Raw genomic sequence first — 13,397 nt, 5'->3', positions numbered from 1 at the left:
GTCAAGTGAACCCGTTCACGACGCACTATCCTAGTAAATGGTATCGCTTAATTAGGATCGTCTTGTGTGTTTTCTAAGCAACCGCTACAATAAATTTGGGCAGGAGGGGCGACTTCTCCATGGCATTCGATGATCGGTTCGAATACGATATCTTCGTCAGCTATGCGCACAATGACAATGAGGGTGATGCCCCTTGGGTCTCCAGCTTTGTCAAGCATCTTCAGATAGCACTGAAGCAACGGCTTGGCACAGATATTTCAATATTTTTCGACACTTCCGCGCTTAAGGGAAACGAGCATCTCAAGCAATTGACGGAAAAGGCGAGGTTATCCGCTTTATTCCTCCCGATTGTATCCCCCAGCTATATCGTACGTGACTGGACTCTTGCTGAATTGACTGCTTTCAGCCAGAGAAATAATTCTGAAGGCAAGATTTTTGCTGTAGAAATACTGCCGATCGAAAATCGGGCCGAGTGCACTCCGCCGCTGGATACGCTGATCTCGACCCCCTTCTGGTACCGCCCTCCGGAAACGTCGGCTCCCATCCCGATCGACTTGGAGATGGACAAGGAACGGTTCTGCCTCAAGATCGCCGACTTGGCCGAAAAGCTTCGCTCTGAGTTGACTGCTTTACGCAGGCAGGCAGGGGTACCGGTCGAAAGGCGCAAAACCCCGAAATCTTCCGCTCCATCGGTCGAGGGAAAGACCGTGCTTCTGGCCCAGGTCACCGGAGATCTGGAAGCCGAAAGAAGCAGGCTGAAGAGCTACCTGGAACAATACGACATTGCCGTGATTTCGGAAGACAATTATCCGCAAGGCGGAGCCGAGTTCCGTCAGGCATTCGCAGCGGATTGTCGTCGCGCATCGATGTTCGTACAGCTTCTGGGCGAATGGTCGGAGCGTCGCCCACCCGATCTTCCCGAGGGCTATGCTTGCAGCCAGTATGACATAGCCAAGGCCGAGGGCCTCAAACCTTTCCTTTGGTGTCGCCCGGATATCGACCGCAAGGCGCGCGAGGAGCACAGGGATGCCCGCCTGTTCGTTGCACCGGAATTGAACGCTACGGGGATGGAAGAATTCAAGGCCAGAATTGTACGATTCGCGGCCCAGCAGGACAAATCCAGGCCACCTGGCCAGCCTTCCTCCAGTGCCTCTATATTTGTCGATAGCGATCAAACCGATTTTGAACTCGCTAAAGTCCTTGCCAACAGTATCGAGAGTATCGAGGCCAGAAAAAGGCGCGTCGTCCTGCCTGTTTTTAAAGGGCTGCCCGAAGATATATTACGGGACTTTGAGGAAACCATTCTTGAGTGCAGCGGTATGGTCGTGGTTTTTGGCCAGTCGCAGCCGACCTGGGTACGGGCTCGACTCAGGCATGTCAGCAAACTTGGCCGGTCGCGCAGCGAAGCGCCGATCAAGGTGCTGGCCGTCTACCTGCACCCGCCCCGCGAGAAGGATGAGCTTGGAATCGTCGATCCGCAGATAATCTGGATCGACGGCCAGAATCCGGACAGCCCGGACGTGATCAGCAAGGTGCTTGGGGCGCTTGACTGATGAGTGATCCCGCGTCTGAGGCACGGCTGCCTTACCCAGGGCTGCGATCGTTCCGCCGCGACGAGACGGATCTCTTCTTCGGTCGCGAAGGCAGTGTCAACGACATGCTTCGGCGGCTTGCCAAATCGAGATTCCTGGCCGTGCTGGGCGCATCGGGCAGCGGGAAGTCGTCGCTGGTTCGGACCGGTCTTCTCGACGGGCTGGAACTTGGCCTGCTGCCGGAGGCAGGGTCATGGTGGCGCGTGGTTGACATCCACCCGGGTGGCGATCCCTTGCGCAGCCTGGCGGCCGGGTTATGTCAGCCAAACGGCGATCAGGCCGAAATCGAGCAGATGCGCGCGTTCCTGTTGCGCGGGCCGCGTTCCATCGCGACCTGGTGCCGCGAAGGCCACCTGAAGGCCAATGAAAATCTGCTCATATTGGTCGATCAGTTCGAAGAACTGTTCCGCTATCAGCACTATGAAGGTCAGCAGGAGGCCGAAGCCTTTGTCGCGCTGCTGATCGAGAGCGCTCAAAGTCGCGATCTTCCGATCTTCGTCACGCTCACGATGCGATCCGAATTTCTCGGCGCCTGCACCTTGTTCGGTGGTCTGGCCGAGGCGATGAATGACGGGCAGTATCTCACGCCCCGGCTTAATCGCGAACAATGCCGGCAGGCAATCGAGGGCCCTGCGCAGGTCTGCGATTTTTCGATCGAACCGGCGCTCGTCAGTCGGATTCTGAACGACCTCAGTGAATTTGCCCCGTGGGATGACCGTCACGATATCGATTTGTCTTCTCAGCTCGATCGGATCGGCCGGCGCGCCGACCAGCTGCCGCTGCTGCAGCATGCGCTCAACCGGCTCTGGATAAAGGCCGTGGCCGCCGGGGGAGCAATCAAGCTGAAACTTGAGGATTACATCGCCATCGGCGGCTTGCGGGGAGCGATCGACCAGCACGCGCGCGACGTCATGGCGATACTGGGGCCGGAGCGCACGACCTCGATCCAACAGCTGTTTCGCGCCCTGACCGTCGGCTCCTCCGTCGCCGACGCGGTGCGCCGCCCCACGAAGCTGGCTGAGTTGGTCAACGTAACGGGCGTCAGTCGACAGGACGTGATTGCGATATGCGACGCATTTCGTGCCCATGGCACCAATTTCCTGCTGCCGTTCCCGCCGACGCCTTTGACCGACGACACGATCATCGACATTTCTCATGAAAGTCTGATCCGGCAGTGGACCAATCTTACCTCCTGGCTCGAGGAAGAGGCCCGCGACGCGGCGGAGCTCAAGCGCTTGGCGGATGCCGCGGAACGCGCCGGCAAGGACAAGGGAGAGCTGCTACAAGGTCGTGATCTTCACACATTGGCCGGCTGGCGCAGCGCCAGCGGTCTCTCGGAAAGCTGGGCTGCACGCTACGTCGCAGTGCCGAAGACTGTCTTCGAATTCCTGGATCGAAGCCTGGCCGCCGATCGTCAACGGAGGAAAGACACCTGGTTGCGTCGGGCAGTCATCGCCCTCGCAGTCGTTAGCGCGGTGGGCTACCTGGCATACAGTAGATACACGGATGCCAGGCAGGAAGCTGAAAGGCAGGCCGCCCAGGCCATGGTGGACGCTGAAAGACAGGCTGCCGATGCGAAGAAGGAGGCGGTCAGAAAAGCGACCGAAGACAAGAATGTCGCATTGGAAGCCGCCAGAAAGGAGCTTGACGAGCAAAATAGCAAACTGACGAAAGCACAAGAGGACCTTAAGAGCGCGCAGAAAACCCTGCAGGCAACGCTTACAGAAACAATCTCGGCTATTCGCCTTTACAGCGCCAGCCCTGTCGATCGATATCAACGCAATGGCGACTACGCCAAAGCAGGCGATCTGCTTGCCGCATTTGCCAAAAATCTTGGGGAGGCCGATGAGCTTCCACTGACGCTGAAAGATAAGTTCGCCTGGCAGGCACTCGCCGGCAATGCACTTGTCATCTCCGCGGACGAAGAGCGACCCCGCGGCAACAGAATGAAGCGGATCGTTCCGGAGGAAGAGCAGGCCTTTGCCCAGCCTGCCTTTGCGCTTTGGAGCGAGCGCGACGGCAAAGACACCATCAGCGCCGTCGACCGGCGCACCGGAAGAACCAAGGCGGTGTTCTCATTCGACCCGGACAGGCTCGGAAATCTGTCGAAAGAGAAGGAATACTTTCTGTCGGCCGATGGCGGACATGCCTTGCTGTTGGGCGATCAGGGCCGGCTCTATCGCTGGTCCTTTGGGGACAAAGAAGCACGGCGCGTATTGGATCGACGGTGGCTCAAGCCGCGTACTGTCAAGGCGGCAGTTTTCGACCAGGCAACCGACGGTATCGCGGTGATCTATTCGCAATTCGACACTGATTTTCTGACCGTGATCCCTAAGGAGAACGCATGGCTTGCGCCATCATGGCCATTGGGCCGTATTCGAGAGAGTTTGCAGTCGATTGCCGGTAACACTGACCTGGACATCGAGTCCGCCAAAGTCAATCTCGTCGCTCTCGATGCGGGTAATCCGATTTTGCAGATCTCTGACGAGGGATCAGGTCTGGTCCGCTACGATCCCGCTACCAATGCATCAAAATGGCTGGTCCCCTACGGCGGTTTGGCGGGAGCCTACCCCACCACTGCCCCCCGGATATTGCGACTGCAACTCTCCATCTCTTCAACAGCGTGCAGATCCGGCACTTTCACGGACGACCACCTCGGTTACTATGGCACATCTTGCCTCGCGGACTACGATCTGTCGACTTCCAGTATCCGCGGCCCGGCACATCTGGCCCCTAACCTTGGTAGCTCGTCGACCGAGCCGTTCGATCCAACCGGTCCCACCATCCAAATGACCGCGGATGGGTTTCCGGCATGGCAGCTTGGTCCGCTGCCGAGTTCTGAGCCGTCAGACAACGCAGTAGTTCTCAAATGGTGGGCAACGCTCACCAGTTATATCTCTGAAGACAATGAGGCGAACTGGAAAATACTACAGTCAGACAGTCGATTTGTAGAGACCGATTTCGATGAAAATACTATCGATATCTATGACTCGGCGGAGATGAAGATCGGCGCCGGTCTATCTGGAGAAAAATTGCAGGGAGCGCAATTTGATCTCAGTCATCCGGGCGATGCTAGCAAGATGGCCATAGACGGCGCCGGCGACATGGCACTCTCCATCAGTGCTGGTGGAGACTGGGCCATTAACAATTTTCGTCAGCAAAACAAATGGTCAACGGTTCATCTCACAGACTCTAAGGGTTGCCTGCACAAGATAAGTGCCCTGATGACGGCTGATCCCGCGTATCAGGACATCGAGCCGATTAGCTTGTCGAAGCCCGACTTTGCTATCGTATCGGGCGGCCGGCTTATCGGGATTGTCGCGATAGATCCAACTGGCGCTCTTCAGCCAGCCGGTTATCTAAATTGCGTCAAAGACGACATTGGACGGATGGTTGCCGTGGACGCGGCCGGCGGTCGCGTTGCTCTTGCAGACCAGTCCTCTGGTTCGATTCAGGTACTGGTGGCTACCGACAAGGGCCTTACGCAAACCACGACGGTTCGTCTACCGGCTGGAGAGGCAGCCAAGCTCGCGGCCTTTGTGGGAACAGATCAAATTGCTGTCCTCACACAATCCGACCGGCTTTTTATCGGCAACGTCGGGGTCGATTCTATCGCGAGCGAGATCCCGACAAGCGTCCTTACCGAAGCGACTCTCTTGCGAACGCATGGCAACATGCTGCTTCTTGCTCGCGACGAAATGGGCGGTGCAAAGGGAGATAGCACAAATCCGCAATGGTCGAGCGCCTTCGTCGTCAAGATCGATCCCACAACCAAGACCGGATCCCTTGCTTTTGCCGGATTTGTCCCGCTTCCCCTCGGCAGCGCGGCGACGGTTCGTTTGGCCGATGACGACGGAACCATCGAAGTTATTACTGGCGACCAAGTATTTCGCTTCAGCTTGCCTGAAGTAGCTCCGGCTTCAACATTGATAGAGACCGTCAGCGCAGCCAGCGATCCGTCGGCCACGCGCGATCAAGACGCGCTTCTCGATCTCGCCGGCAAGGCAATGCGAAGCTCAAAGAAAGTGCAGACGGCCGAGCCTTATCTCGACTGCGCCGTTGATCTCGAGAGGGCGGTCGCGGCCTGGCAGGCCGACATTGTCAAATCCTGCGCGGACGTTGACAAATCCTGGACAGTCCCGGTGGCAACGGCGAACCTGATTTCTTCTCACAGCCAGGAAGGCGATGCGGCTTGGCCGCTTGCAGCTTCGCAATTGCTCCGGCGGGCGACAGCAGGAGATGGCACGGCATTGCGTATGTTGCTTGTCTGGGCTGCTTCTCACGATGCCGGGTCACTTCTGGGCGATGGTGGACAGCAATTGTTGAACCGGCTGTTCAACCCATCCCAACAGGAAACAAACGCCTCGAAGATACCACCGGAATTCCAGAAATATGTTTCATCTGGCGCGGAAACTGCGGATCCGGTTTTGCATCGCCTGATCGCATATTCCTCGGAGCAGGGACAGCCGGGCGAGAGCTTGTTGGAGGGCAGGGCCAAGGCCTTCCTTCATTACTGGCTGGCTGAGCGGCTATTCCGGGAGTCCGGCCAGGATACCGATGCGGATCTGATGAGAGATCGTCGCATCGCCCTCGGTCATCTTCTGCCGACGAACCTGCGCAGCGAGGAAGCGGCAAAGTTTTCACTGTGGAGAGCGGCTCCTCCTCTCGATCCTGCCGGAGCGGGCACCCAAACCTCTCTTTCGGACCGATTGGCGCAGGATGTTTCGTCGCTGGGGTCTTTGGCTAAGCTCATAGGCGGCGGTCCGGAAATCGATCTGCTTAAGCTCCATCTATTGTCGCTAAGAGCCAAAAGTACCGACCCCAAGATCAGAGCCGACGCCCAAGCCGAGATATTGCGCATTCTGCTTACAGTCCCGGTAACGCCTGGAATGCCATCCGGCCGCACCGAGTTGCTGCAGTTGATCGACACCATCGCATCTGTTTCCTCGGAAGACGAACCGACGCGGCTCAGGTTGCGTTTGGCCATTGTGAGTCTCGTGGAGAACTCCGGCAGCCCGATCGACCTCTCGGCATCGGAGGGCGACGACAGCAATATCGATATCGCGATCTACCGACAGGCATTGAGCGATGTCTCGTCCGCCCGACGGGACAGTTTGAGGGCGGTAGCCGACGGCTTTGTCTTCGGGCCAAGAGCGTTCAATTTCAGCACGGTGCGGCAAGATACCGGCGCTGGCTCTCAGGTAGTCGAAGAAACATTGCGTCAACGTTTGGCGCTTGCGGAAAAGCTTCCCGATAGACCTGATGTTCTAACTGCTCGAAGTGCAACGAAGTTTTGGATGGCCGTTCACGCGCGGTCACGTAAGGACAGGCTTGGTAAAGATAGCCCTGAGGCAGCAACACTTGATACAGAATATAAGAAACTTCTCAATGTCTCCTTCTCGGAACTTATGGAGCGGGAGAAAAAAGGCCCATCTCTGTCGAACGATGACCTCATGCTGTTGGTCGAAGCGGCAAACAGGACTTTGGCGTCGGGCGCTCTGGATTTGAACGCTGCGGACAAAATGCCAACAGACTTCTCAGCTATCAGGCGCGCGGCTGAGGAGCTCGACGCCGATGTGGAAAAAGGGGACTGGGTGCCACTCTGGAATGATGACACGGTGGGCCTCCACGCCTCGCTCCTGAACCATCTGAGCGTGTTCGGTGGAATCGGGACTGCGAACGAAAAGCCGTTCGATCAACAAGTGGCGGACATCTATGCTCGCCGGATGGTTGCGCTGAGCTACGGGGCGGCCTGGGACCGCCTGCGTGTCAGGGGTGGCGTATCGGTCGGCACGGACAATGCCATGGACAACGACTACATGATGACGCCTGCATACGCGGTCGCGTATGTCGCAGGCCGCATGCGTAATCAGCGGTTGCCCGCAACAGCCTCGGCATTGAGTGACTGCGAGCGTCTGGCGTCGTCTCCCTTGGATCCTGAGAGAAGGAGCCCTGGTATCGTTTTCGCGGAGATCGACTACGCGAAGGCGACCACCGCATGCCGGCAGTCGCTCAATGACCATCCGGACGATGCCGTTTTCAATTTCCTTCTTGGTCGTGTCCTCGACAACAAAGTACAAAGTAGTGCGAAGCGGCGCGAACTTTTGACCAAGTCGGCCGCCGGGCATTATGTCGTGGCTTTCAACAATCTCGGCCGTGAAATTGAAGATGCCGGGCAGTCCGACCGACAGCAACAACTATACAAGGCGTATATCCAGCGTGTTTATTTGAACAACTTCGTCGATGCCTATAACGGGTTCCGCTCCTTGGGCGACGGTGTTCGTGACGATGATGCGCTCGCGTGGCTGGCCGAGCGTGCCGCGGACCTTGGTTCACCCGAAGCCAATCACGTCCTGTCGGAAATCAAGGCAGAGCCAAGGGAGCGCAAATTCCGGCTCTTGGTTGAGGCAAAGCGATGGAGGGCGCTGGGCAACCTGGCAAAGGGCGATGAAGCTCAAGCAAGTGCGGATTCTATCGAGCTTGATCCTGGTGACGACGCTTATGCAAAGGCGGAGGCGGAAGCTTGGGCGCCGGAGCCGTCGATAGAACTACCACCCGATGTCAACCAACCTCCGAGGTGAACCGGGGTTTCATGCCTTTCTGCAGACTGCCACAGGTGTAAGCGTAGTCCTCAGCGTCGCGCCGGCGCCCCCCGTCATTCGCGGTACTCGTTTATCCCGTGCCGCCGGACCGCCACGCACGCGACCGGCTGCTCGGCGGAGTTGTGACGGTTCACTTCACGATTGCACCGGTATGGGAGGTACGCTAACAACGGCGAGGCAGGCTCCGAAAGGCGCTTGTCGCTTAACACAGGCACCCTTGGCGCCTGAACAGATCCCAGATCCATGACCACCTTCCCTCCATTATCAACGGCTGCTCGGTGCATCGCGGTTGTCGGTCCGGGAACCATGGCGGCGTCCGCTGCGCAGGTGCCGTATGTACCAGGCTGATCGCTCGCAAACCGATTTGGAGCCGCGCAGCGGTCTGGCCGAGGCGCTCTTGCCTTTGCGGAATCTTGTCCGGCCCTCCTCCGGATCCGGGCCTGCAGGGGAAATCCGTGCCTTGTTCGCCCGTTTCGAGAGCCGCTACGGCGAGCCGGCGGCGCTCTGGGCAGATAGCAATCTTGTGGCGCGCCGGGCCACCGCCAAAACCGTTTTCTATCCTTTCGGCGGCCCGGACCTGCTGTTCCCCCTCCACCTTTTCCCGCACGCTCGCGAATACATACTGGTCGGCGCCGAACCTTGCGGCGCCTGGCCGCCGGCGGAGGGATTGGACGGCTTCGCGTTGACCGGCATAGCGGAGATTCTGCGGCACTATCTCGACCGTTCCTTTTTCGTCACCAGGGATCTGCGATCGCAATTGACGAGCAGCGGCATGGGGGGCGTGCTGCCGCTGCTGATTGCGCAGATCGCCCATGCCGGGCTGCCGCTGCATCGGATCGATCCAGTCGATGGCTCCGGTACAGGGGTCAGCATCCTATTCGGCGACCAGGCGGCGCCGATGCGCCTCAGCTATTTCCAGCAGGATCTTCGCGATGATCACTGGGCGCAGGAGAGCCCGCTCAGCCGACACCTCGGGGCCACGCACCGTTTGGCGACATTCGTGAAGAGTGCCAGCTATCTCCTGCACGAAGCGCCTTTCGAGCGGCTTCGCGGTCTCTTGCGCGAGCGGACCGATCTTCTGGTGCAGGATCCGAGCGGCATCCCCTACAGCCTGTTGCGCGCCTGGGGATGGCACATCGAGCTGCATGGACGCTTCGTCGCCGATATTCCGGTTTTCGCCAAATATCATCAGTCGGATCTGGCCGCGGCCTATGCCGAAAGAGATGACCTTCAGGCTCTGCCTTTCGGCATCGGCTATCTCAGCGACGCCGCCACGTCCGGCCTTATCGTGGCCACGCCTCCGCCCCAGCCGATGGAAGCGCCATGCGCCTCCTGATGACCCAGCGCGAGCTGGTCGGCTTCCACGGATCGGAGATGGTCACCGTCGAGGTCGCCAGGGAAATGGCCGAGCGCGGCCACGAAATCACCGTTTTCAGCCCCCGCCTCGGCCGCGTCGCCAAGCTGCTCTGGCCGAGCGGCGTGCGTACCGTGTCCCGCCTGGACGAAGTGCCGTGGACCCCGGATCTGATCCACGCCCATCATCATCTTCCGGCCATGGCGGCCATGGCGCGCTTCGAGCGAACGCCTGCCATCTACTATTGTCACGGCGCCATACCATGGGTGGAGCAGCCGCCCATGCACGAGCGCATCCGCTGGTACGTGATGATGTGCGACTGGATGGTGCGGCGCGTCATCGCGGAGTTCGGTCTCGATCCCGGGCGCGTCGCCTGCGTGCCGAACTTCGTCAACACGACGCGCTTCTCGGAGGTCCGCGTGCCGCCCGCGCAGTTGCGCCGGGCGCTGCTCTTTCAGAGCAGTGGCCTGGCCGCAAATGATCTCTCGCAGTTGGAATCCGGCTGCGCCGCGCTCGGCCTCGAGCTGGACAAGATCGGCGCGGCCTACGGCAACGCCCAGTCCCGGCCGGAGATGCTGCTGCAGCACTATGATCTGGTTTTCGCGAGTGGCAAATCCGCGCTGGAGGCCATGGCGACCGGCTGCGCGGTGATGACGCTGGCGCCGACCCAGGCCGGCGCCTTGGTGACAACGGAGAATTTCGATACCTGGTCGTTCGCGAATTTCGCGCCTCGCTACTATAGCGGGGCGACGCCGATCAACGAGGCATGGCTGCGGCGGGAAGTGGCTCTCTATTCCGCCGACGACGCGGCCGAGGTAACGGCAAAAGTGCGGCGCGAACGCACGCTCAAGGCCGCGGGCGATCAGCTGGAAGGCCTCTACCGGACAGCGCTGGAATCCGGCGTGTCGGGAACGGCGTCGGCTTCATTCGCTCCCTATCTCGAACGCATGGCCAGCGAGGTCGACACGCTGTGGGGCGAGAGAGAAGGCATGCAGGCGCTGCGTGAGCATATCGCTTTCCTGGAAAGCAAGCTCGCCCCGCCGGCGGCTGTCGACATTCAGCCGGAAAGCCAGAAACTGCCGGAAAGCGAGACACAGCCGGAAAGCGACATTCCGCCGGAAAGCGGCGTGCAGCCGCCTGCCGGCAAGCTGCCTAACCTCAAAGACATCTTCAAATCCATCTTCCCCAAACGCGGGGCATAATCGGTTATCCCAGCCGCGCCCTTGTCGTCCGCGGCGTCGCCAACAACAGGCTGGTCTCGCTGCCCGTTATGCCGGGGATCAGCCTTATCCGCCGCAGCACGGCGTCGAAATCGGTGAGCGTGGCGGTGCCGAGCTCGACCACCAGGTCCCAGCGGCCGTTGGTGGTGTGGATGGTCGAGACCTCGGCGAGGCCGCCGAGCGCCTTGACCACGCGGTCGGCGGCATGGCCTTCGATCTCGATCGTCATCACGCCGCGTATCTTCTGGTCGACCGCGTCGGCGCGCAGCACCACCGTGTAGCCGATGATCCCGCCCGATTTTTCCAGCCGCTCCATGCGCGACCTGACCGTGGCGCGCGACACGCCGAGATCGATGGCAAGGTCGGAGACGCTGCGCCGCGCATCGTGCCTCAGCAGCGTCACCAGCTTCTCGTCGAGAGCATCCATCTCTTTCCATTTCGATCAAGTCATCTATCCAATATGATAGATCAGTCTTCTCGAAATGCCAATTTTCGCTGTTCAAACCGCCAGCCCGCGATGATCCAATCCCGCGATAATCACGAGGGAAAGAATCATGCGCTGCAGAATCGTCGGCGCGCCGGTGCAGGACGGCGCGGGCAGGATGGGATGCGAAATGGGGCCGAGCGCGCTGCGCACGGCAGGGCTGGTCTCGGTGCTGGCCGAGCTCGGCCATGAGGTCGAGGACTGGGGCGCGGTCGAGAAGGCTCAGGCCCGCGCCGTCGTCCATGGCAACCTCGCGCTGAAAGCGCTGCCCGAGATTTCCGCCTGGACCGCGGCGATCGCCGAGACCGCCTATGCGGCTTCGAAGGACGCCATGCCGATCTTCCTTGGCGGCGATCATTCGATCTCCGCCGGCACTGTGTCCGGCGTGGCGCGCCGCGCCTCCGAGCGCGACCGGCCGCTTTTCGTGCTGTGGCTCGACGCGCATCCCGATTTCCACACGCTCGACACCACCACCAGCGGCAATCTGCACGGCGTGCCGCTTGCCTATGCCAGCGGCCAGGCGGGTTTTCAGGGCTATTTCCCCGATCTGCCGCAGGCCGTCGACCCGGCCCGCATCTGTGCCATGGGCCTGCGCAGCGTCGACCCGGCCGAGCGCCGCGCGCTGACGCAAGCCGGCGTCACCGTGCACGACATGCGCTCCATCGACGAACACGGCATTGCGCCGCTGCTGCGCGCCTTCCTGGCCCGCGTCGAGAAGGAGAACGGGCTGCTGCATGTCAGCCTCGATGTCGACTTCCTCGACCCGTCGATCGCGCCGGCCGTCGGCACCACCGTGCCCGGCGGCGCCACCTTCCGTGAGGCGCATCTGGTGATGGAGATGCTATCCGACTCAGGCCTGGTCTCCAGCCTCGACCTGGTGGAGCTGAACCCGTTCCTCGACGAGCGCGGCCGCACCGCGACCCTGATGGTCGACCTCACCGCCAGCCTGATGGGCCGCCGCATCATGGACCGCCCGACCCGCAGCCATTCCGGGAGCCTCTGAGCATGACCCAGCCTTCGCGCCTTGCCATCGTTCCCTTCGTCAGCGTCGACCGCATGATGAAGCTCGTGCTCACCGTCGGCGTCGAGCGCTTCCTCACCGAGCTCGCCGCCTATATCGAGGAGGATTTCCGCCGCTGGGAATTGTTCGACAAGACGCCGCGCATCGCCTCGCACAGCCATGACGGCGTGATCGAATTGATGCCGACCAGCGACGGCAAGATGTACGGCTTCAAATATGTCAACGGCCATCCGAAGAACATGCGCGAGGGCCGCCAGACCGTGACCGCCTTCGGCGTGCTCGCCGATGTCGGCTCCGGCTACCCGATGCTGCTGACCGAGATGACCATCCTGACGGCGCTGCGCACCGCCGCCACCTCCGCGGTCGCAGCGAAATACCTGGCGCCCAAGGGCGCGCGCGCCATGGCCATCATCGGCAACGGCGCCCAGTCGGAGTTCCAGGCCATCGCCTTCAAGGCGCTGCTCGGCATCGACCGGCTGCGGCTCTACGACATCGACCGTTCAGCCTCGGAAAAATGCGCCCGCAACCTCGCCGGCAAGGGTTTCGACATCACCATCTGCGCCACCGGGCAGGATGCGGTTGAAGGCGTCGACATCATCACCACGGTGACCGCCGACAAGCAGTATGCCACCATTCTCACCGACAACATGGTCGGTTCGGGCGTTCACATCAACGCCGTCGGCGGCGACTGCCCCGGCAAGACCGAGCTGCACCGCGACATCCTGATGCGCTCCGACATCTTCGTCGAATTCCCGCCGCAGACGCGCATCGAGGGCGAGATCCAGCAGCTCGACGCCGACCATCCCGTGACCGAGCTGTGGCAGGTGATGACCGGCCAGGCGCAAGGGCGCACGACGGCCAAGCAGATCACGCTGTTCGATAGCGTCGGCTTCGCCACTGAGGATTTTTCGGCCCTGCGCTATGTCCGCGACCAGCTGCAGGCCACCGGCCTCTATGAGGAGCTCGACCTGCTCGCCGATCCCGACGAGCCGCGCGACCTGTTCGGCATGCTGCTGAGGGCCGCGATGCAGCCGGCGGCATAAGCCAATCGCATAGGGCGCTCCCCCTCTCCGTCTCGGCTTCGCCGAGCCACCTCTCCCCCGCCTTTGGCGGGGGCGAGGAAC

Annotated in this window: 7 protein-coding genes; 6 read left to right on the top strand and 1 reads right to left on the bottom strand. The window is 60.6% G+C overall.

Annotation, left to right across the window (positions count from 1 at the left end; genetic code table 11):
* The first annotated feature begins 119 nt into the window (after positions 1 to 119).
* The 4 genes from KVT37_RS22415 (at position 120) to KVT37_RS22400 (ending at position 10,750) form a co-directional block, all read left to right on the top strand.
* Positions 120 to 1,553 (top strand): toll/interleukin-1 receptor domain-containing protein, encoded by a 1,434-nt coding sequence (locus KVT37_RS22415; protein ID WP_217577098.1) that lies wholly within the window; start codon positions 120 to 122, stop codon positions 1,551 to 1,553.
* The gene (locus KVT37_RS22410; RefSeq protein ID WP_217577096.1) at positions 1,553 to 8,173 is read left to right on the top strand and encodes a hypothetical protein; all 6,621 of its coding nucleotides are present in this window, start codon (positions 1,553 to 1,555) and stop codon (positions 8,171 to 8,173) included. Before KVT37_RS22415 ends, KVT37_RS22410 begins: the two co-directional genes overlap by 1 nt.
* A 481-nt stretch (positions 8,174 to 8,654) precedes the next feature.
* Positions 8,655 to 9,530, top strand: coding sequence for a hypothetical protein (locus KVT37_RS22405; protein WP_217577094.1), 876 nt, complete (start codon positions 8,655 to 8,657; stop codon positions 9,528 to 9,530).
* Positions 9,518 to 10,750 (top strand): glycosyltransferase family 4 protein, encoded by a 1,233-nt coding sequence (locus KVT37_RS22400; protein ID WP_217577092.1) that lies wholly within the window; start codon positions 9,518 to 9,520, stop codon positions 10,748 to 10,750. Before KVT37_RS22405 ends, KVT37_RS22400 begins: the two co-directional genes overlap by 13 nt.
* A 4-nt stretch (positions 10,751 to 10,754) precedes the next feature.
* Here the strand turns inward: KVT37_RS22400 and KVT37_RS22395 are convergent, their stop codons facing one another.
* Complete coding sequence (locus KVT37_RS22395; RefSeq protein WP_217577090.1) at positions 10,755 to 11,195, bottom strand: Lrp/AsnC family transcriptional regulator; 441 nt, start codon at positions 11,193 to 11,195, stop codon at positions 10,755 to 10,757.
* Between the two features lie 127 nt (positions 11,196 to 11,322).
* Between KVT37_RS22395 and rocF the strand changes: the two genes are divergently transcribed.
* Entirely contained in the window at positions 11,323 to 12,255 is a 933-nt protein-coding gene (rocF, locus tag KVT37_RS22390; RefSeq protein WP_217577088.1) for an arginase, read from the top strand.
* Between the two features lie 2 nt (positions 12,256 to 12,257).
* Positions 12,258 to 13,316, top strand: a complete 1,059-nt coding sequence (locus KVT37_RS22385; protein WP_217577087.1) for an ornithine cyclodeaminase — start codon at positions 12,258 to 12,260, stop codon at positions 13,314 to 13,316.
* Positions 13,317 to 13,397 lie beyond the last annotated feature (81 nt).

The sequence above is a fragment of the Mesorhizobium sp. GbtcB19 genome (genome assembly GCF_019091085.1).
GTDB lineage: Bacteria > Pseudomonadota > Alphaproteobacteria > Rhizobiales > Rhizobiaceae > Mesorhizobium.
This window is presented reverse-complemented; position numbering and strand designations above follow the sequence as displayed.

Coding starts and splice junctions, on each gene's coding strand:
- KVT37_RS22385 (WP_217577087.1), top strand. CDS start 12,258: ATGACCCAGCCTTCGCGCCTTGCCATCGTTCCCTTCGTCAGCGTCGAC.
- KVT37_RS22395 (WP_217577090.1), bottom strand. CDS start 11,195: ATGGATGCTCTCGACGAGAAGCTGGTGACGCTGCTGAGGCACGATGCG.
- rocF (WP_217577088.1), top strand. CDS start 11,323: ATGCGCTGCAGAATCGTCGGCGCGCCGGTGCAGGACGGCGCGGGCAGG.
- KVT37_RS22410 (WP_217577096.1), top strand. CDS start 1,553: ATGAGTGATCCCGCGTCTGAGGCACGGCTGCCTTACCCAGGGCTGCGA.
- KVT37_RS22415 (WP_217577098.1), top strand. CDS start 120: ATGGCATTCGATGATCGGTTCGAATACGATATCTTCGTCAGCTATGCG.
- KVT37_RS22400 (WP_217577092.1), top strand. CDS start 9,518: ATGCGCCTCCTGATGACCCAGCGCGAGCTGGTCGGCTTCCACGGATCG.